The following is a 19,457-nucleotide window of genomic DNA, read 5'->3' on the forward strand; positions in this document are numbered from 1 at the left end:
CAGAAGATCCCGAATTCGAGACCTTCTACACCAAGAACATCCTTCTGAATGAAGGTCTGCGTGCCTGGATGGCACCGGCTGACCAGCCGCACGAAAACTTCGTCTTCCCTGAAGAGGTTCTGCCCCGCGGCAATGCCCTCTGATCTCAGGTTCGATATTTCCTTCAACCGCCCAGCAGGGCGGTTTTTTTTTCAGTTTTCGTCTGAATCAGCGCCCAGGCGCAAGGTGAGATCAATGCTGTTGCGTTGATCGAGCAGCGCTCGCAACAGTGCATCGATCAGCAAAATGATGCCCAGCAGCTCCAATGCTTCCTCCAAGCCTGTGATGGCGCCATACCAGGGGCTATGCAGGCGGATCAGGCTGGATCGAACGGCAAAGCTGCCGATCATCTCCATGCCGATGGCGCCGCCGATGTAGACGGCACCTGATCGCAGCAACCGTGATGCCGTTGCTCGGGAGAGCGAGCTGAGGAAGCGGCGAAAGCGCCACAGCAGGATGAGGGCGAGAACGGCGTAGGGCACCACCCAGGTGGATGCCAGAGCGGGGTGCACCTGGCGCCTAAGCCCTGGAATGATCAGGATCTCGTGGATCTGAAGGGCTTCGTCGAGTGCCAGAAAGATGAAAATCTTCGACAGCAAACGCCAGCCTTGGGCCGCGATGCGATCGCTGCTCTGCCCCAGTCGTTGCATCAACAGGGCCGCCATCAGCAACAGCGCGCTGCTGAACAGGGTGGGCAGGTTGAGTTCCCGGTCCATGTTGAGGCTGTCCAGCCAATGCTTCTCCGCCCCGAAGCCGTAAATGCCCACTTGCACGACGCTGTGGGCCACCAAAAACCCTGCGGTGATGGCCGTCAGCAGCTTGCGGATCGATCGTGGCGTGAGCGGAATGATTCCGATCTGATTTGGATTCGTTGCAGTGGGTTGCTGAATCACGGTTGGCTTGTGCGGAGGATGAACCCCGGTCTCAGACTCCGGTTCTAAACCTCTGCTTAACCTGCGCTTCGCGCAAGGGACGGGTTGGTGCCTGTGATCTACACACGGGGTTGCGCCCTCAAGACCGCCATCGCTGCATTGTTCGTGGTGGTTGCGGGTGCGTCTTTGTTGACGGTGGCCGTGCAGCTGGTGATGTCTGTCTCTGGTGGTTCCAACCCTGATCTCGGTTGGGGCGTCTTGGCTGGGGTGAGCACGGGACTGGCGGTCTGGGCAACCCGTTCCCAGGGGCTGTTGCGGTTGCTGTCGGTTGCCGATCCATGGGCCCATCAGAGCCGCACCCGAGCGGTGTGGGGTCTGTTGGCGCTTGTGGTTCTGCTGGTTGTGGGCTTGAAGACCGGCTCGCCGGACCGTGACGCCTACAAAAATTTGGTGTTTGGTGAGGGTGGCTTGGTGGAGTGGAGCCAAGTGCTGGTCCTGCTGCTCGCCACCCGGGCGACCTGGTTGATCGGCTCCGATTTGAATGCGCGTTTGCAGGAACGCCGACCCGGGCGCTTGTTCCAGTTCGGCGCCGTATGTCTGGTCCTGGTCTTGATGGAGGAGCTCGCCTGGGGGCAGGTGATCTTCAGTTGGCGGACCCCGCCCTTGTTGAACGAGATCAACGCGCAGAACGAGACGACCCTGCACAACATCGGTTGGTTTCAGGATCGACTGGATGTGGGCACCTTCCTGGCGACCCTTGGGGTTTTGGCTGTCGTGGTTCTGGCACCTCGTTGGATGCGAGCTCTCACAACAAACTGTTCTGAATCGATGGCGGTTGTGACCCGGGCTCTCACTCCAGCTGTCTACAGCTGGCCGTTGTTCCTGGCGGTGTCTGCACTCGCGTTTTGCATTGCCACGCGCACATTCTCCGATCTGATCCTCAATCGGGATCAGGAGTGGGGTGAGCTGGTGCTGTACGGCTCCATCTATCTGTTGTTGTTGCGCACGCGCGTGCTGCTTGGCCCCGTCCAGGACCCTCCGTAACCTGCCCAAAATCCTTCAAGGACGGCTGCATGCGTCGACCCACCGGCATTGATGCGCCCTCCACAACCCGGTGGCCACGCAAGGTGTTGGCAATGGCGGGTCTGTTTGCCCTGATCTGTTTTGCGCTTCAGGCCTGGCGGCTGTTCAGCCTGAGCGCAACCTATGACCAAGCCCTGTTTCTGCAGGAGCTCTGGGCGACTGCGCAGGGGCGGCCCTTTGAAAGCAGCCTCTCATCGGTGTTGTCGGGGGCGGTGGTGGCCGGTGATGGTCTCCCGTCCATCGATTACTTGCACCTGGGGCAGCACGCCAACGCCTTAACCGTATTGATGGCACCCCTGGTGGCTGTGTTTGGGATGTGGGCGCTTCCTTTGCTTCAGGTGGGGCTGCTCGCTGGCGCGGGTCTGGTGCTGTGGAGATTGGCCGATGCCCGACTTCCGCGGCCCTTGGCTGAGCGAATCACCCTTGCCTACTTCCTCAGTGGCGCGGTGATTGGCCCCGCCCTCGAGAACTTTCACGATCTGGTTTGGCTGCCCTTGTTGGCGTTTCTGGTGGTGGGAGGTCTTCTCGACGGTTGCCGTTGGCGGGTATGGCTGTTTGGTGCCCTGTTGCTGTTGGTGCGAGAAGACAGTGGGTTGTTGTTGTTTTCCCTTGGGCTCTGGGCCCTGGTGCGTCGTCCCGACCAACGCATCACCGGAGCCTTGCTGATGCTTGTGTCCTTCGCCTGGGTCGTGCTGGTCACCGGTTGGATTCAACCGATGGTGGATTCCTCCTTATCGGATCGCTTCTTGAAGGAGAAGTTCGGCCATCTGGTGGACGACCCGTCGGGGGGAACGGTTGCTGTGCTGTGGACCATGCTGCGCCAACCTTTTGCGTTGCTCGAGGCGCTGGTGTCGCCGCCGGGGGCCACCCTTGGCTTCGTGCTGGCGTTGAGTTTGCCGCTGGTTCTGGTGCCCCTGCTCTCGGTGGATGCCGTTCTGCTGATGCTGGCTCCGCTGTTGATTGCCTTGCTCTCCCAGGGGCGATCGGCCTTGTCCGTCACGCTGCGCTATGTGCTGGCTTTGGTGCCGGGGCTCTATCTCGGTGCTGTGCTCTGGTGGGAACGCCATCCTGGGGGGTGGTCGAAGCCCTGGCTGCGCCGCTGTTGGACCGCAGCTCTATCTCTTGGCCTTGTGCTCACGCTGGTGGCGAACCCCCATCGCACGCTCTCGGCGGTGATCCCTGACAGCTTTTCCCCCTGGACCTATGTGTCTCCTCAGCAAATGCTGGAGCGTCGCCAGGCGGCTGCGGAGGCGGTGGCGCTGATTCCAGCGGATGCCAGCGTGGCGGCGGATACGCCTCTGTTGCCGTTGTTGGCCCAGCGGGAGGCGGCGATTCGTTTCCCGCGGCATGTTCAATACCGTGATCGCCAGGGACGCGTTCAACCTGTGGACTGGGTTGTGGCCCTGCCCGGTTACTACACGCCCCTGGCTCCAGTGTTCAAGGGATCGCGCAACAAACAGCAGCGCATTCAGCGGGAACTGCGGAAGCTCAAGGCATCAGGCGACTATCGCTTGGTGCATTGCCACGGCGGGGCTGTTGTTCTGCAGCGGCAGGTGCCCGACACAGCTTCAGGCCAGTTGGCCAGCTCTGGCAGCTCCAGTTCTTGTCGGTGGCTTGAGTAAGCAACCTTTCCTGCACCTCGCGGCTTGATCCCCAGCCCGGGTCATTGGGGTTGAGCAGCAGCACGTTCCAGGGTCCCGCTGTGGGGGATGGACTCATTTTTTTCTTGGGGAAGCCGATGTTGGTGCGCTGGCTGAGCTGTGGCACTAGGTAACTGGTGGTGAGCACCGCGTCCTGCGGTTGGATCAGAGCCTGGGCCTCATCAACGGCTTGGAGTTGAGGCAGGCGGCCCAGGTAGGGCCCCGTGAAGAACCAGGGTTTGGCCAGCATCAGCCAGCAGGCCATGGCCCAGCACAGCATCCAGGGAAAGCCTCGCTGGGACTGGGGTTGCCCCCGCAGGCCGTCGATGCAGGCCACCACGGCCACCACGGCCAGGGGCAGGCTGTAGTGATGCACCAGGGTGCGGTAGCTGGTGGATGCAGAGAGCAGATTCACCAGCACCAACGGCAGCCCGATCAGCAATGTGCTGAGGCAGCTCCGCCGCCACAGGGCGATGCAGGGAAGACAAAGCAGCAGCAGATACTCGGTACCGCCGCCCCAATCCAGGCCACTGAGAACACTGATCAGCCCGCCGTTCAAATGGCTGAACATCCGCCCTGCAGCCTTGGGGCCTTCCCCATCCCGGAGCAGTGGATAGAGCCAACGGCTGAGCATCAGCAGCCAGCCGACGCTGAGGCCCCCCGCCGCCAGGCTCCACCGCCATCGTCGGCGCCAGGCAAGGTCGATGGCCATGCCTGCTGTGATCAACACCAGACCGTCGCGGCAGCCCAGCATCACCAGCAGCAAACCAAACCAGAGCCGGGGGCAGCCCTCGCGCTCGGCCCAGAGCGCCAGAGCGAAGGCGGGCATCACCCAGGTTTCGGGGTGGAAATCAAACAGAGCGGTGTTGAACACCACCGGTTGCAGCCACCAGAGGCCGCAGGCCAGCCAGCACTGCCGAGGTCCCAAGCCAGCCTGCTTCGCGAGCCACCAAACCGGTAAGGCGGTGCAACTCAGGGCCAGGGCCTGACTGGCCAAGAGCCAATGCACGCTGGGCAGAATCCGATAGGCCCCACCGGCCAGATAGAGCATCCAGGCCCCGTGGTCGGCCAGTACATGCACCTGCTCCATCGAGGAGATTGGTGCCGCTCCCGATCCGATCAGCCAGGCCCACTGATCGAACAGCCCCAGGTCATAGGCATTGCTTTGGAGCAGGCCATGGCGTGTCGCCGCAATGCCCCAGAGCAGCAGGCCCAGCCCTGCGGACAGCACCAGCAGCTGCGGGGGATAGCCCCGCGGCTGAGATGGCCGGGAGTCAGCGCTGGGGCTGGAGGTCATCGATCGGAATCAGATAGGTCTGGCTGCGTGAGTCCACCCAGGCGCGGGGGCTGGCGTCCACCATCTCTCGCAGGAGCTGTTGCCGCCGTTCCGGCATCGGCCGGTAAGTCTTGTCCCACACGAAGCTGCCGGCCAGATGGCTTGCTCCAGCACTTTTCCAGCGCTGGAGCCGTTCTGGTGTGAGTTGCTTGCTGGAGATCAGCCAGCCCTGACGGCGGGCCAGGTTGAGCAGTGTGGGATCGGTGCTGGTGACACTCACAATCCGCGCGTCGGGCGGCAGATCTCTGCGGATGGTGAGGGCCAAAGGCATCCACGCCTCTCTCTGCCGATGTTCCACAGCCCAGTAATCCAGTGAGACCACCGTGAGGCTCACCACCAGCGCAAGGCCGAGCAACAGCCGAGGCTGCCAGCGGGGTCGCCGCTGGTGCCAGGTCTGCCAGCCCAAGCCGATCAGTGGCGAGCTGAACAGCAGCAGCGGCAGCTGGTAGTACTCATGAATCGTGCTCGAGCGCATGGTGGCGATCGTGCAGAGCAGCACCCCCACCAAGCCGCTGAGGGCGGTCTGCCCGCCGCCGCTGCGCCAGCTTGCCCTCAGGCCGATCAGCAGGAACGGCACCCCCACCAGCGCCAGGAGGCGCAGGCTCACCCGCAGCAGCAGGTTGATCCAGCCGTTGAGGTCCAGCAGAAGACTGATGCTGCTGCGATCGGCTCCCGATCCCCAGAACCCGAAGCTCAGTCCACTGGCCTGTCCCAATTGATGGGCATGCCAGTACCAGCCGGCGATCGCCATCAGGCTGGTGCCGATGTACAGCCAGAAGCCAGGACGCCCCAGCAGGCGAAGCATGCGTCCGGGCAAGGTCTGCAGTGGTGGGGCCTGGCTTTGAGGGTTGGAGCTGAGCTGCACCATCAGCAGGGGTAGCCCCAACCAGAGCAGTGGAATCACCTTGATCAGGCCAGCGGTGGTGAAGCAAACCCAGCTCAGGGCCAGGGTCCAGGGCAACCGTCTCTCACTCCAAAGGCTCAGGCTCTCCAAGGCCCCAGCAGCACACAGCAGCAACAGGGCTTCGGCCTGGAAGGCGCGCCCGAAATACACCGCTAGAGGTGCGATGGCAAAGGCCAGGCCCGCCCACCAACCGGCTTCGGGGTTGAACCAACGTCTGCCCAGGCGCATCACCAGCCAGATGGTCAGTGCGCTGCAGAGCACTGATAAACCGCGGCCCAGCCATTCCTGCACCCCCATCAGGCCGTAGAGGCGGCTCACCAGAAAGGGGTAGAGGGGAAATTCCGACTCCACGAAGCCTGCACTCGCACCACCCCAGTCGATCTGTGGCATCCAGATCGGTGTTCCTGCCTGGCTGAAATGCCTTGCCATGGCTGCGGTGTCGGCTTGCCGCCAGCTGTGAACCCCCAGCACCGGCATCCAGATCTGCACCAGCCGCAGCAGGCTTCCCAGGCCGATGGGCAGCCAGGCTGGCTTAGGGGTTGTTCCAGACAAAGCGGGATGACGCCGCATAGTTCCAGACGTAGACGACAACAATGCCCGCCAGTTGGGCCCAGAGCGCATGGGCCTGGATCAGGGTGTAAAAACTGGTTGCGAGGCCAACGTTGGCCAGGGCCGGCAGGGAGGCCACCAGAAGGAACTTCAGCAACCCCCGGATCAAATGCCTTCCGCTCTGGCGTCGGTCGCGGAAGGTGAGGGCGTTGTTCACCAGATAGTTCGAGCTTGCGGCTGTGATCACGGCCACCGGAAGCGCCTGCTGAAACGCCAGGCCGAAAAGACCCATCAGCAGTGCTGTGGAGAGCAGCTGCACCACCACGCCAGAGGCGCCCACAAGCCCGAAGCTGATGGCCCTTCGCGGTAGCAGCCGCAGGGTTGCGGTGTGAATCAGGGACACGACGAAGTCCCAGAGGACGGCGAGATCGAGCTTGGAGCTGCCATGCAGCCGTGGCTGAAAGCGCAGCGCAATTTCTCCCACCTGCAGACGACCGCGGCTGATGGCCAGGAGTTCATAGAAGAATTTGAAGCCGTTCACATCCACTTGACGCACCAGCGGCAGGCAGCGGTCGAGGCGCAGCACGATGAAGCCGCTCATGCAATCACTCAGGTGCCGGTACGACCTTGGCAGGCTCCAACGGGCTAGACGGTTAGCGAGGGTGGAGCCATCGGTGCGTCGATCGCTGAGGCCTCGGATTTCGGAGTGGTCGAGGAAGCGGCTCCCCGCCACAAGGTCCAGTCCCTCTCGATCCAGGAGCTGCACGGCCTCGCCAACGGAGGCAGGTTCGTGCTGTCCATCGCTGTCCATCACCACGGCGATGGAATAGAGGGCTGCGATCAGGCCTTCTTTGATGGCGCTGGCCAGCCCAGAGCGTCCCACCCGTTGGATGATCCGGATCCTTGGGTCCTGTCGGGCCAGGGCGCGAACCAGATCAGGGGTGCCATCGCGGGAATCGTCATCGACGATCAGGATTTCGAGCGGATGATCCGTCCCCAGGTGCAGCAAGGATTCGATCACCTGGCGGATGGACCCACCCTCATTGAATGTGGGCAGCACGATGGACAGGCCGCTGTGGCTTATCGGTCCTTCACGTTCCGCGGTGGACGACACAGTGCGCTCCAGTCGGGCTCAGGCTACCGACAGTTGGACAGGGTCCATCGCCCTGCTTGGCCTTCGGTGATGCAGTCCTCCTGGGACTTGTCGCTGAGCCGGCGACCTGGGCCACCTTTGAATCGCTGAATGCGTTGTTCGGCATACCAGTTGAGGCTGGGACGTTCGTCGTACCCCTTCAGCCTGATCTCGCTTCCAGGGTTGGCTCTGACCAAGGCTGCTACAGGTTGCACGGGCCAGGTCTCGTTGAGCTCCCACAACCACAGGGGGGAGTGAAACAGTAGGGCCAGCGCTGCCACATTGCCGCAGCTGAGGCTGATCACCCCAAGGCGTCGTCGCTGTGGTGCGGCAGAGCGCAGCCACCATCCGCCGCCACACCAGCCGAGGCCCAGCACACCCGCCAGGCCGCGGTAGGGCACAAGGCTGCTGCCGGTGCTGCTGAAGCTGCTTAGCCAAAGCAGCAGGAGCAGCAGTCCGAGCCCGCACCAGAACGCGGGGAGCTGCAACAGCAACCAGCGGCAAGGGGGATTTGGACTCTCTGGCGCATTCTTAGAGGAAAAGGGTTGCTCCACCAGCCAAGCCAGCAGCGGAGCGCAAATCAGGGCGAGCGGCAGCCAGAGCGGGTGGCTGTACCAGGGGAGCTGGGTGCGCAGCGGAAGAATGGCACCGGCCAGGGTGAGCAGGCCGGCCAAAGACCAACGCCCCCAGCGGCTCTGACGCCATCGCCAGGCCCAGACCAGGGCGAAGGGCAGCAGCGGCAGCCAGGGCCAGCCCCCCTCCAGTACTTCGATCACCGGGACCCGCCAGCCCAGATCACTGCCTTCGCCAGCATCCAGAAGAACCCGCCCGGCGCCATCACCGCCCCAGAGCCAGAGTGCTTTTCCCCCTCGGATGTGGGCATGCCAGAGATGCCAGCCGATCCCCGGTGCCAGGCCCAGCAGCATCCCGATCAAGGCTGCAGCCCTGTTATGCCAGTTTCTCCATTCCTGGCCCCAGGCCAGCGCCAATCCGCCGGCCACCGCCGCGGGCACCAGAAGCGGGGCTTTGAGCAGCAGCATGGCGCTGGCCATCAGGCCGGCGACTGCTCCCCAGAGTGCGCTGCATCGGCTGCGGTTGAGCTGCAGCAGGGCTAGCCAAAGCAGAGCCATGGCTGTCAGCTGGGTGCCATCCAGCATGGCCAGACGTCCATGCCGGGCCACCGGCAACAGCGTCAGCAGGATCACGCTGGTGGCGAGGGTGCTGGAGCGATCCCCTGGTCGCAGCACCCATTGCAGCCAGCCCCCAATCGGTACCACCAGGCACGACAGCAAGGCCGGCGCCAGGCGGATCGTCCACTCCGAGGGGAGCTGGTCGGGCCTGGTTGTTGCGCCGATCACGAGGGCGATCAAACCGTGCAGACCCGGCGCCTTGTTGAGGTAAGGCTGGTCCCAGAGGGTGGGCAGCAACGGGGCTTCCCCGAGCCCTTGGCGCAGTTCGAAGGCCACCCGGGCCACGGTGGCTTCATCGAAGTCCCGCAGGGGGAGATCACCGAGGCCGATCAGGGTCAGAACGGCGGCGGCCAAGCCGAGCCCTGCCAATGCGCTCCAGGGGGCTGGTTCAGGAGCTGAGCCGGAGCGCATGGGTGCCCCTCATTACGTCAAAAACTGAGTATGGTCCGGGTGTTCAGGGTGCAGCGGCGTGGAGAGGTGAATGCTTCCTTCGGGGAGTGGTCATCATTCCGAAGGCGTTGCCGGCATTCACAATCCTTCAGGAGGAGGTGTCCATGATTTCCAGTTGTTTGATTCAGGGTCTGCTGATCGCGGAGAACGCCGGCTGAACGGCGCCTTCTACTGATCATCCGGTTCCGCGGCAAAAGCGGACCCGGCGAGAGCCCCCGTCCGGACTTCCGGGCGGGGGCATCGTTTTTAAGAGGCCTCGCTCTGAGAAGAACAGTATCGACTGATACATGTCGATGTAAGGACCGGCACAGGCAGCGTTGGTTGGTCGGCGAGCAGCCCTCACAATCTGGAAATGGCGTAGTTGCGCCTACTTCCTGTGTGAGGAATTCAATGAAGCTTTTCCAGCAACTGCTGGTGGCTCCTGCCGCCCTTGGCCTTCTGGCCACCGGCGCTAATGCCGCCGAGCTGAACATCAACGGCGTTTCTGATTACGCGGCTTCCGCTGATCAGGTCACCAGCGTCACCCAATTCTCCGACGTCTACCCCACCGACTGGGCCTATCAGGCTCTGGCCAACCTGGTGGAGACCTACGGCTGCGTCGCCGGTTACCCCAACGGCACCTTCCGTGGCAACCGGGCCATGACCCGCTACGAAGCGGCTGCCCTGCTGAACGCCTGCCTCGACCGGATCACTGAAGTGACCGACGAGCTGCGTCGTCTGCTCAAGGAATTCGAAACCGAGCTGGCCATCCTCAAGGGTCGCGTTGACGGCCTCGAGGCCCGCGTTGGCGAACTGGAAGCAACCCAGTTCTCCACCACCACCAAGCTCAAAGGTAAAGCTGACTGGGTCTTCGGTGCCGCTAAGGCTCACGGCCGTGGCAGCGATGCCTTCGAAGCCACCAACGGTGGCACCTCCTTCAGCTACAACCTGGCGCTGAACCTGGAGACCTCCTTCACCGGTAAGGACCTGCTCTACACCCGCCTGCGTGCAGGCAACATGAGCAACGTCTACACCGGCCTGTTCGCCCAGGAGTACGGCTTCGATTCCGACAACGCTGTTGTCGTGAACCGCATGTACTACAGCTTCCCCATCGGTGAGAATTTCACCGTGGTTGGCGGCCCTGTGGTTCGTATGGACGACATGCTTCCGGTGTGGCCTAGCGCCTATCCGTCTGCCATGACGTACGACTTCTTCACCTACGCTGGCGCGCCTGGTGCTTACAACCTGGCCCTCGGCGCTGGTGCTGGCGTGTACTGGAAGTCCGACGACTTCAGCATCGCCACCAGCTACCTCTCCACCAACGGCAACGACAGCAACCCCAACACGGGTGGTATCGGAACCGATGGTGCTGACTTCAGCGCCACCACTCAGATCGCCTATGCGCCTGAGAACTGGGGTATTGCTGCTGCCTACACCAAGGCTTCCGGCAACGCTGAGAAGCTGTACATCGGTAACGCCAACCCTCAAGCTGCGATCGCTTCGGGTATCGGTGGTCAGACCAACTCCTGGGGTCTGAGTGCCTGGTGGACTCCTGAAGATTCCGGCTGGATTCCTTCCATCAGCACCGGTGTGGGTTCTACCTACTTCGACGGCGGTACTGACGGCTACACCGCGTCCTGGTACGTGGGTCTCGAGTGGGACGACGTGTTCATCGAAGGCAATTCCTTCGGTATGGCCGTTGGTCAGCCCACCTTCGTCGCTTCTGTTGACGGCGACGCTGTCGAAGAAGGCGCCGGCTACGCCTGGGAATTCTTCTACAAGTTCCAGGTCACCGACAACATCAGCGTGACTCCTGCCATCACCTACCTGAGCAAGCCCTTCCCTTCTCAGGACTCCAATGGCATGAACGCCTTCAGCGGCCTGGTCAAGACCCAGTTCAAGTTCTGATCCTTGGTTTAAGGCCCCTTCAGGGGCCTTATCCCTTTCAGATTCTTCAGCTCTCCACTTCGGTGGGGAGCTTTTTTATGCGGCTCCAGCATGAAGGAATGGTCTTAACCGATACATAAACAACCCTTGAGTTGCTGTTACCGACATGGTTGTCTCGCGCTAATAGCGTGAAGCCGCTGGCATGTCTTGCCGGCACTTTTCTCTTGGTGTGAGAACCCAAAATGAAGCTTTTCCAGCAACTGCTGGTGGCTCCTGCTGCCCTTGGCCTGATCGCCAGTGGTGCCAATGCCGCCGAGCTGAACATCAACGGCGTTTCTGATTACGCGGCTTCCGCTGATCAGGTCACCAGCGTCACCCAATTCTCCGACGTCTACCCCACCGACTGGGCCTATCAGGCTCTGGCCAACCTGGTGGAGACCTACGGCTGCGTCGCCGGCTACCCCAACGGCACCTTCCGTGGCAACCGGGCCATGACCCGCTACGAAGCGGCTGCCCTGCTGAACGCCTGCCTCGACCGGATCACTGAAGTGACCGACGAGCTGCGTCGTCTGCTCAAGGAATTCGAAACCGAGCTGGCCATCCTCAAGGGTCGCGTTGACGGCCTCGAGGCCCGCGTTGGCGAACTGGAAGCAACCCAGTTCTCCACCACCACCAAGCTCAAGGCCAAAACTGTCTGGGTGGCTGGTGCGACGCGCGCCAAAGGTGACAACTACAACACCGGTGGCGAGAAGGGTGCCCGTGATGCTTACAACGCTGAGTACGGCGCTTTCTCCTTCAGCTACGACCTGCGTCTTGGCCTGAAGACCTCCTTCAGCGGCAAGGATCTCCTGTACACCCGCCTGCGCGCAGGCAACATGGGTGATACCAGTGTGTGGGATGGCAACGGCGTTGCTCTGAACAAACTCGACACCGCTGCCCCCGGCGACAACATCGTCGAGATTGATCGCATCTACTACCGCTTCCCCCTCGGCGACAGCTTCACTGTCCAGGTCGGTCCCCTGACCCGGAACACCGAGATGATGGGCTATAAAGCCAGTGCCTACGCCAAGGGCGGCAGCAAGATCCTTGATTTCTTCGGTGGTTCCCTGGGTACCCCCGGCGTCTGGAACAAGGAGACCGGTGGTGGCTTCGGTGCCATTTACACCAACAAGAAGCAAGTGGAGAAGGGCAATCCCTACTTCACCGTGGCTGCTAACTACGTTGCCGACTCCGGTGAGGCCAATGACAGCAACCCCAACACGGGTGGCTTCATGACCGATAACTCCGAAGGCAACATCACCACTCAGATTGCCTATGGCAACAAGCAGTGGGGCTTGGCCGCCGGTTATCGCTACGGCCAGTGTGGTGCCAAGTTCCGTACCGCTACCGAGTTCGCTAAGGGCGGTAAGTACGGCACCCCTTGCACCGTCGCTGACGGCGAGCGCACCAACGCCGATAGCCACAGCTGGTCTGCACACGCCTTCTGGCGTCCTGAGGAGTCCGGCTGGATGCCTTCCATCAGTGCTGGCGTCGGTAGCTCCTACCTGACTGGCAACGATGCTTGGGATGACAACACCAACAAGCGGTCTATGGCCAGCTGGATGGTGGGTCTGACCTGGAACGATGTCCTCCTCGAGGGCAACGCTCTTGGTTATGCCGTGGGTCAGCCCCAGTTCGTCTACGAGGTCGAGGACGGCTTCGTGGCTGATGGCGGTTACGCCATGGAGCTCTGGTACAGCTTCCAGGTCACCGACAACATCCAGATCACCCCTGCTGTGTACTGGCTGAGCCGTCCCTTCGGTGACGACACCCAGAACGTCAACGGCGACTACAAGTCCCTCGGCGTCTTCGGTGGCCTGGTTCAGACCACCTTCAAGTTCTGATCTATTGGCCCGACTTCGGTTGGGCCTTCAGAACAACCTTCCTCACACACACACCAAGCTCTCCCCTGGGGAGGGCTTTTTTTATGGTTGTTCTATGGCCAAGCTGCAGCCATGAGCATTGCTCCTGACATCACGGCCTTGATCGGTGGCACGCCTCTGGTGCGGTTGAACCGTCTGCCCCAGGCCTGCGGCTGTCAGGCCGAGATCCTGGCCAAGTTGGAGAGCTTCAATCCATCCGCCTCGGTGAAAGACCGCATCGCCAGCGCCATGGTGCTGGAGGCGGAGCAAGCCGGCACGATCGTTCCCGGCCGTACGGTGCTGGTGGAGCCCACCAGCGGCAACACCGGAATCGCCTTGGCCATGGTGGCGGCGGCCCGGGGTTATCGGCTGATTCTCACCATGCCGGACACCATGAGCACCGAGCGTCGAGCGATGCTACGGGCCTACGGCGCCGAGTTGCAGCTCACCGACGGTGCCCAGGGCATGAACGGGGCGATAGCGCTGGCGAAGGAGTTGGTGGAGGAGATTCCCAACGCTTATCTGCTTCAGCAGTTCGACAACCCCGCCAATCCGGCCGTGCATGAACGCACCACGGCCGAGGAGATTTGGCGCGATACCCAGGGCCAGATCGATGCCTTTGTGGCGGGGGTGGGCACCGGTGGCACGATCACCGGCTGCGCCCGTCTGCTGAAAGAGCGTCAGCCGCAGCTTCAGGTGATTGCCGTTGAGCCCGAGGCCAGTGCCGTGCTGTCCGGGAAGCCTCCTGGGGCCCATCGCATCCAGGGGATCGGAGCTGGTTTTGTTCCCGCGGTGCTGGAACTGGATCGGATTGATTTGATCCTTACGGTGAGCGATGAGGAGGCGATGCAGGTGGGTCGGCGCCTGGCCCGGGAGGAGGGTTTGCTCTGCGGTATTAGCAGTGGAGCGGCCATGGCAGCGGCCCTGCGGGTGGGCCAAGACCCCGCCATGGCGGGCAAACGGCTGGTGGTGGTGCTGGCTAGTTATGGCGAGCGTTACCTCTCCACCCCGATGTTCAGTGCCGCTTCGCAGCTTCCCGCCCGGAGGGATGGTCAGCTGTGAGCGATCCCTATGCCGTGCTCGGTGTCAGCAGCACCGCAAGCAACGCTGAGATCAAAGCGGCCTACCGCCAGCTGGTGAAGCAGCACCATCCCGATGCCGGCGGCGACGACCAGGAGATGCTGGCCCTCAATGCCGCCTGGGAAGTGCTCGGGGATGCCGAGCGCCGTAAGGCCTTTGATCGCACGCGGCCCAAGCCGGGCCGTGCGGCATCGCCGACGGATCTGCGCCGGGCCAGCCGTGCCCACGACCGTGCTGTGGCCGCGGACGATGCCCTGGGGGAGTGGCTGCGGCGGGTCTATGCCCCGATCGACCGCATGCTTGGTGAGGTGATCAATCCATTTCCCAAGCAACTCAAGGCACTGTCGGCTGATCCCTACGACGACGAGCTGATGGAGGCGTTCTGCAGCTATCTCGAGGCGAGCGGACGCCGAATGGAAAAAGTCAAGCAACTGTTCCAGTCGTTGCCCACGCCGGCCTCGGCCCGTGGTTTCGGCCTGAGCCTGTATCACTGCCTCTCGGAAGTTGAGGACGCTCTGGCCGAACTGGAGCGCTACACCATGGGTTACGTGGATGGTTATCTCCACGATGGTCGCGAGATGCTGCGGGAGGCCAAGCAGCGACGCAAGCGGCTCCAGGATGAACGGCGTCGGTTGGAGATCGTGTGAAACAGCGCTGGCGTTTCTGGGCTTCGGTTGCCCTGATCTGGGTGCTCTCCACTTTTGTGGATCGGCTTTGGTGGATGTTGCAGACCGGAGTCCCCGCCTGGGATCAGGCCGACTACCTCAACAGCGCCATGGACCACGGCCGTGCCTTGGGCTTGTTGCCCGGTGGCGGTTGGCAGGGTTGGCAGGCGCTGCTGGATCTGTCACCGAAAATTCCGCCCCTGGCCTCGCTGGTGAACGGCAGCGTGATGGCGCTGAGTGGCGATGCCCCGGAGCAAGCGGCCTGGAGCCTCAGCCTCTGGCACGGCCTGCTCCTGGTGGTGATGGCGGGCTGGGGGCGACGGCTGCAGGGGGATGGCCTGGCCCTGATTGCCTGCCTCTTGGCGGCATTGACGCCGGCCTTTCTGGATTTGCGCACGGATTACGTGCTGGAGATGGCCCTGGTGGCCAGTTGCAGCCTGGCTATCTGGCGTCTCGGGGTCTGGTGCGATCCCGAGAGCGGTGGCCGTTGGGGGCAGGCCTTGGGATGCACTGTGGCGGCATTGGCAGCGGTACTGGTGAAGCAAAGCGCCCTGTTGGTGCTTGTCCCCGCCGGTGTCTGGGCCGGAGCAATCGCGCTGCGGCGGGGCGGTCCCTGGTTGCGCCAGGCCCTGCTCTTACCCCTGCTCACGGCGGTACTGATTGGCCCCTGGTTGCGCCACAACTGGATCACCAGCCTGGGGGGCACCAACCGGGCCGTGTTCGAGTCGGCGGCCCGTGAAGGGGATCCCGGCGTGCTCAGCTTCGCCAGTTGGCTGTGGTATCCGCGCCTGTTGCCGGAGCAGCTCGGCAGCGTGCTGTTGGTGGTGGGGGTGTCGGGGCTGCTGCTTTGGTGCTGGCAGCGCCAGCAGCCTTCCACTGATCACGCCTGGTCCTGGCGCTGGCTCCTGATCAATCTGGTGGCGGCCTGGGTTCTTACCACCCTGAGTCCGAATAAAGGTGATCGCTACATCGCTCCCCTGCTCCCCTCCCTGTTGTTGCTGCTGGCCCGGGGGTGGTGGCAATGGGGCCATTGGTTGGAAGCCAGGCGTTCGAGGCTGGTGTGGCCCCTGTTCGGAGCGGGTCTGCTGGCCTGTGCTCCTGCGGGCTGGGCCCATCAGCTGCATCGTTTTGAAGACCGGCCCCGTGGCCCGGTGGAAGCGGTGGTGAAGGCTGCCGGCGGTGCAGACCCCAGCGCCCCTCCCGCCACCTTGATCGTGGTGCCCAGCACCTCCGATCTCAACCAGCACAATGTCAGCTTCTATGGCCGTCGCGACGGGGGGCAGACCGTTGGTCGGCAGCTGGGGGGCAGCCGCCAGGACCGTGAGCCTGTGCTGGCACGGACGGAATGGGTGGTGTTAGCGGAAGGGAATCAGGGATCGGTGCGCAAAGCGGCACGACGGCTGGATCAAGCGGTGCGCAGCAGCGGTGTGTTCGAGCTGGTGAATCAGTTCGAGCGTCCCCGGGGGGGGAGTTATTCCCTCTGGCGCCGCCGCGCGACGCATCCGATTGCAGGCCCCTCCTTTGCGGAACGCTTCCCCGACCTCGCCGCTGGCCTGGCGGCAGGGCCGGTGGGGCTGGATCCGGTGTTCGCTGCGGTGGGGCAGGAGCACATGCTCGATGGCCATTTCAGCTATCGCGAGCCGGTGCGTTCTGAGGCCTTGGCGGCCTTGGCGCAGGATCCCGATGCTGTTCAACCGCGTTGGACCCTTGCTCTGCTGGCGGTGCTGGAAAACCGCCCGGCGCAGGCAGCAGAGCAGTTCCAGGCTCTGCAACGGCTGTTGCCTGATAACCCCTGGCCAGCGGCTTACCGCAGTGTGGTCAGCTTGGCGGGTTGGAACCCCTGGCAGGCCGCCGCCGCTGCGGATGGGGCCAGCGTTTTGAATCCTGTGCTGGCGGCGCTTGGGGATCTCAGCGGCGTGCTGTCCGGAGCTGTTTGGCGCATCCCCGCCGCCATCACATCAGTTCCAGCGGCCGTCACTTCCGTGGAGGAGGCCCTGGAGCCCGCCTCCAATCAAGAGCAGGATCAGGAACAGGCTTCCAGCTGATCCATCCGCAGCCACACATCGGGCACTGGACGGTTCCAGCGCACCTGGCCGTAGTCCCCTTTCACCACCAGCAGCTCTCCGGGGCCTTCGAAGATGTAGGCGGGGGCCGTGGGGTCGCTGGCAGAGGCCTCAAGGCTGGCGCTGTAGGCGGCCTTGTTTACCTTGACCAAAGCACCTTTGCGCAGCGCAGCAGGCTTGGCCTTGGCGGGGGCAGCGGCGTCGGATTCGGCCATGGCAGGGGAAGGTGATGGCACCAGGCTAAAACCAATCGCCCACAAACCCCTTAGCCTCCCAGCCGCACCACCACCGCTTTCATGCGTCTGCTGCTGTTTGGCTGCACTGGTTTTGTTGGCCGTGAGCTCCTGCCGCTCCTGCTTCAGGCAGGGCATCAGCTCACGGTGGTCAGCCGCCGGTTGGCCCGTGGCTATGACGCTGAACGGGCGGATGGGCGATTGACCTGGATGCAGTTCGACCCTGCCAGCAGCAGCACCTGGGCCGACGCCGGGTTGTTGGATGCCCTCAACCAGGCCGATGCGGTGGTCAACCTGGCGGGCGAACCGATTGCCGAAAAACGTTGGAGCCCGACCCACCGGCAGCTGCTTGAAACCAGTCGTCTGGAGACGACCTCTCAGCTGGTGAAGGCGATTAAGGCTTGTGCAACGCCACCGAAGTTGCTGGTGAATGCCTCGGCGATTGGCTTCTACGGATCCAGCCTGGACCAGCGTTTTCTCGAATCGAGCGACCCGGGCGACGACTTCCTTGCGAGCTTGTGTCAGCGCTGGGAAGCGGCGGCTGAGGCGGTGCCTTCAGCGGTTCGGCAGGTGACCTTGCGCATCGGCATTGTTCTGGCCGCCGACGGCGGCGCACTCGGAAAAATGCTTCCGATTTTCCGCACAGGGTTTGGCGGTCCGATCGGCAGTGGCCGGCAGTGGATGAGTTGGATCCACCGCAGTGACCTCTGCGCTCTGATCCTTCAATCCCTCACGGACGAGAGCTGGAGTGGCGTGATCAATGCCGTTGCTCCCGAGCCGGTGTCCATGACGGCCTTCTGCAAGCAGTTGGGTCGCAGCCTGGGACGCCCCAGCCTGCTGCCGGTCCCTGGACCTGTGCTCCAGGTGCTTCTGGGGGATGGCGCCAAGGTGGTGCTGGAGGGTCAGCAGGTTGCTTCGGAGCGGCTTGATGCTCTGAACTTCAGCTTCCGCTACCCCGATTTGGCTTCAGCACTCGCCGCTGCCACCAGCTGAAGATGCCGCTCACCAGGGCGGCCATGATCAGGAGGCTGATGGCTGGAGCGAACAGGGGTTGCCACAACACCTGAACCTGGTCCATCAGCCAGTCATCGCCTTGGCCTTGTCTGACCACGGCAACGGCGAAGACCCCTGCTCCGATAAACACCAGCAGCACATTCACCATCAGCAGGCGGTCGAGCCAGCGTTTCCAGGCCGGTTCTGACGGGGCACTCATGGAAGCAGTGCGCAAATGGCTGCCGCCATTCTCGGGCCTCCACCCGCTTCTCCGAGGCGTCGTTTGGCTTCCACTTGGCATTGCTGTTGCAAGCCAGGATCCCTTCGCGCACGATCCAGCAGAGCCATGGCCAGCTCCGCTGTGGCCTTCAAGGCCTCACGGCTGCCACTCTCTCCGGGGGCGCAGAACACTGTGGGGCCCAGCAGGCGCCGTTGGGCTTCAGCGAATGCTGCTGTGAATTGAGGCCCCTGGCCCGGCACCTGCAGCACCGGTTTGGCCAGCCCCACGGCCTGCTCGATGGCGGTACCCGCCATGCCGATCACCAAGTCGCTGTGCTGCAGCACGGCACTGAAGCTCCCGCGGCAAACGTTGATCGCCCGGGCACCCTCACGTTTCAGCACTCCGCTCTCCAAATGCCAACCGCATCGTTCGCTGAGCCGCTGCAAGTTGTCGTCATCGAGGCTGGGCACCAAGGCCAAATCCACGTTGCAGTGAACTGTGCGGGGCAGCAGCTCGATCAGCAGCAGCAGCAGTTGCAGGTTCTGCTCCAGTTCCGGGCGGCGGCTGCCGGGCAACAGAGCGATGCGTGCCGTGCTGGTGGGCGGGGGGAGTGCCGCTGTTAGCACCGAATCCATGAAGGGATTGCCCAGGAAGGTCACCCGCCTTTGTAGTTGCCTGCTGAGGTCCTCGGCGGTGCGTTGATCGCGGCTGTAAAGCGCTTTGAACCGGCGACTTTTCAGCAGAGTGGCGCAGGGCCAGGGCAGGCGCAGCGTCCCTTCGTAGTGACTGGAGTAGGCGACCAGGTACGTCGCCACTGGGCGGTGGCTGAGCCATGCCGCGATCACGGGGATCACATCCCCCACCACCAGGATCAGATCAAAGTGATGCCGGTTGCGGATCAGACGGATCAGGCGTCTGAGCAGATACAGCACTTGCCCCTGGACAATCTCGGTGAGGCGACCGCGAAGACTGGTGTAGCCAATGCCGCCGGTGCTGAATTCATGGCTGCGTCCCAGCAGCCGCACTCCGGCGTTGCGATAGGGGCTGCCAAGCCCAGCGAGGGGTAGTGCCTGCACGCTGTGCCCTTTCTGCTGCAGCTCCTGGGCCAGCAGCGCGCCTGACTGGTCTTCGCCGTGGCCATTGCTGAGTAGCAGGATGCGTGCCATCGCCGGGGTGCTCTTCACCACATCCAGGTGTTCGGATCCGAACGATCCGATGGAGGCCGCACGCGAACCTGGGAC

General features: G+C 63.1%; 15 protein-coding genes and 2 pseudogenes. 9 read left to right on the top strand and 8 right to left on the bottom strand.

The features are described 5' to 3' along the window. Positions 1-143 (top strand): annotated as a pseudogene (locus FZZ90_RS12100) (photosystem II D2 protein (photosystem q(a) protein)); the annotation flags it as partial. Positions 144-191: 48 nt separating this feature from the next. Here the strand turns inward: FZZ90_RS12100 and FZZ90_RS12105 are convergent. Beyond that, a complete protein-coding gene (locus FZZ90_RS12105; RefSeq protein ID WP_226426037.1) occupies positions 192-932 on the bottom strand; it encodes a hypothetical protein in 741 nt (246 codons plus the stop codon). A gap of 87 nt (positions 933-1,019) precedes the next feature. On the opposite strand from FZZ90_RS12105, the gene FZZ90_RS12110 reads away from it, so the two are divergent. Together FZZ90_RS12110 and FZZ90_RS12115 are read left to right on the top strand one after the other, a co-directional pair. Beyond that, entirely contained in the window at positions 1,020-1,955 is a 936-nt protein-coding gene (locus FZZ90_RS12110) for a hypothetical protein (RefSeq protein ID WP_226426038.1), read from the top strand. A gap of 92 nt (positions 1,956-2,047) precedes the next feature. Beyond that, positions 2,048-3,475 (top strand): annotated as a pseudogene (locus FZZ90_RS12115) (DUF2079 domain-containing protein); the annotation flags it as partial. Positions 3,476-3,482: 7 nt separating this feature from the next. On the opposite strand, the gene FZZ90_RS12120 reads toward FZZ90_RS12115, so the two are convergent. The 4 genes from FZZ90_RS12120 to FZZ90_RS12135 are packed head-to-tail and all read right to left on the bottom strand — an operon-like array spanning position 3,483 to position 9,156. Then, on the bottom strand, positions 3,483-4,931 hold the full coding sequence (locus FZZ90_RS12120) for a DUF2079 domain-containing protein (protein WP_226426039.1): 1,449 nt from the start codon (positions 4,929-4,931) through the stop codon (positions 3,483-3,485). Then, the gene (locus FZZ90_RS12125; RefSeq protein WP_226426040.1) at positions 4,909-6,444 is read right to left on the bottom strand and encodes a glycosyltransferase family 39 protein; all 1,536 of its coding nucleotides are present in this window, start codon (positions 6,442-6,444) and stop codon (positions 4,909-4,911) included. Before FZZ90_RS12125 ends, FZZ90_RS12120 begins: the two co-directional genes overlap by 23 nt. After that, complete coding sequence (locus tag FZZ90_RS12130) at positions 6,407-7,537, bottom strand: glycosyltransferase (RefSeq protein ID WP_226426041.1); 1,131 nt, start codon at positions 7,535-7,537, stop codon at positions 6,407-6,409. The genes FZZ90_RS12125 and FZZ90_RS12130 overlap by 38 nt, the downstream gene beginning before the upstream one ends. Positions 7,538-7,560: 23 nt before the next feature. After that, positions 7,561-9,156, bottom strand: a complete 1,596-nt coding sequence (locus tag FZZ90_RS12135) for a glycosyltransferase family 39 protein (protein ID WP_226426042.1) — start codon at positions 9,154-9,156, stop codon at positions 7,561-7,563. Positions 9,157-9,585: 429 nt separating this feature from the next. Here FZZ90_RS12135 and FZZ90_RS12140 point away from each other — a divergent pair, with 429 nt between their 5' ends. The 5 genes from FZZ90_RS12140 to FZZ90_RS12160 all read left to right on the top strand — a co-directional run bounded on the left by FZZ90_RS12140 (position 9,586) and on the right by FZZ90_RS12160 (position 16,752). Next, positions 9,586-11,082, top strand: coding sequence for an iron uptake porin (locus tag FZZ90_RS12140; protein ID WP_226426043.1), 1,497 nt, complete (start codon positions 9,586-9,588; stop codon positions 11,080-11,082). A gap of 221 nt (positions 11,083-11,303) precedes the next feature. Next, positions 11,304-12,944, top strand: coding sequence for an iron uptake porin (locus FZZ90_RS12145; RefSeq protein ID WP_226426044.1), 1,641 nt, complete (start codon positions 11,304-11,306; stop codon positions 12,942-12,944). 111 nt (positions 12,945-13,055) lie between these two features. Then, the gene (gene cysK, locus FZZ90_RS12150) at positions 13,056-14,024 is read left to right on the top strand and encodes a cysteine synthase A (protein WP_226426045.1); all 969 of its coding nucleotides are present in this window, start codon (positions 13,056-13,058) and stop codon (positions 14,022-14,024) included. Further along, complete coding sequence (locus tag FZZ90_RS12155) at positions 14,021-14,689, top strand: J domain-containing protein (protein WP_226426046.1); 669 nt, start codon at positions 14,021-14,023, stop codon at positions 14,687-14,689. The genes cysK and FZZ90_RS12155 overlap by 4 nt, the downstream gene beginning before the upstream one ends. Next, positions 14,686-16,752: a glycosyltransferase family 39 protein gene (locus FZZ90_RS12160; protein ID WP_226426047.1), complete on the top strand. Its 2,067-nt coding sequence runs from the start codon at positions 14,686-14,688 to the stop codon at positions 16,750-16,752. The genes FZZ90_RS12155 and FZZ90_RS12160 overlap by 4 nt, the downstream gene beginning before the upstream one ends. On the opposite strand, the gene FZZ90_RS12165 is transcribed toward FZZ90_RS12160, so the two are convergent. Then, positions 16,731-16,985: an NAD(P)H-quinone oxidoreductase subunit O gene (locus FZZ90_RS12165; RefSeq protein WP_226426048.1), complete on the bottom strand. Its 255-nt coding sequence runs from the start codon at positions 16,983-16,985 to the stop codon at positions 16,731-16,733. The genes FZZ90_RS12160 and FZZ90_RS12165 overlap by 22 nt on opposite strands. 81 nt (positions 16,986-17,066) lie before the next feature. Here FZZ90_RS12165 and FZZ90_RS12170 point away from each other — a divergent pair, with 81 nt between their 5' ends. Then, entirely contained in the window at positions 17,067-17,996 is a 930-nt protein-coding gene (locus tag FZZ90_RS12170) for a TIGR01777 family oxidoreductase (RefSeq protein ID WP_226426049.1), read from the top strand. Here FZZ90_RS12170 and FZZ90_RS12175 read toward each other — a convergent pair. Next, positions 17,944-18,216, bottom strand: a complete 273-nt coding sequence (locus FZZ90_RS12175; protein WP_226426050.1) for a hypothetical protein — start codon at positions 18,214-18,216, stop codon at positions 17,944-17,946. The genes FZZ90_RS12170 and FZZ90_RS12175 overlap by 53 nt on opposite strands. Further along, positions 18,213-19,382, bottom strand: a complete 1,170-nt coding sequence (locus FZZ90_RS12180) for a lipid-A-disaccharide synthase-related protein (protein WP_226426075.1) — start codon at positions 19,380-19,382, stop codon at positions 18,213-18,215. Before FZZ90_RS12180 ends, FZZ90_RS12175 begins: the two co-directional genes overlap by 4 nt. Between the last annotated feature and the right edge of the window lie 75 nt (positions 19,383-19,457).

The sequence above is a fragment of the Synechococcus sp. MU1617 genome, from assembly GCF_020514235.1.
GTDB lineage: Bacteria > Cyanobacteriota > Cyanobacteriia > PCC-6307 > Cyanobiaceae > Parasynechococcus.

What these genes read in the sequence shown, in the direction of transcription:
- FZZ90_RS12140 (WP_226426043.1), top strand. Translation starts at nt 9,586, where the DNA reads ATGAAGCTTTTCCAGCAACTGCTGGTGGCTCCTGCCGCCCTTGGCCTT.
- cysK (WP_226426045.1), top strand. Translation starts at nt 13,056, where the DNA reads ATGAGCATTGCTCCTGACATCACGGCCTTGATCGGTGGCACGCCTCTG.
- FZZ90_RS12180 (WP_226426075.1), bottom strand. Translation starts at nt 19,382, where the DNA reads ATGGCACGCATCCTGCTACTCAGCAATGGCCACGGCGAAGACCAGTCA.
- FZZ90_RS12120 (WP_226426039.1), bottom strand. Translation starts at nt 4,931, where the DNA reads ATGACCTCCAGCCCCAGCGCTGACTCCCGGCCATCTCAGCCGCGGGGC.
- FZZ90_RS12175 (WP_226426050.1), bottom strand. Translation starts at nt 18,216, where the DNA reads ATGAGTGCCCCGTCAGAACCGGCCTGGAAACGCTGGCTCGACCGCCTG.
- FZZ90_RS12135 (WP_226426042.1), bottom strand. Translation starts at nt 9,156, where the DNA reads ATGCGCTCCGGCTCAGCTCCTGAACCAGCCCCCTGGAGCGCATTGGCA.
- FZZ90_RS12145 (WP_226426044.1), top strand. Translation starts at nt 11,304, where the DNA reads ATGAAGCTTTTCCAGCAACTGCTGGTGGCTCCTGCTGCCCTTGGCCTG.
- FZZ90_RS12125 (WP_226426040.1), bottom strand. Translation starts at nt 6,444, where the DNA reads ATGCGGCGTCATCCCGCTTTGTCTGGAACAACCCCTAAGCCAGCCTGG.
- FZZ90_RS12165 (WP_226426048.1), bottom strand. Translation starts at nt 16,985, where the DNA reads ATGGCCGAATCCGACGCCGCTGCCCCCGCCAAGGCCAAGCCTGCTGCG.
- FZZ90_RS12170 (WP_226426049.1), top strand. Translation starts at nt 17,067, where the DNA reads ATGCGTCTGCTGCTGTTTGGCTGCACTGGTTTTGTTGGCCGTGAGCTC.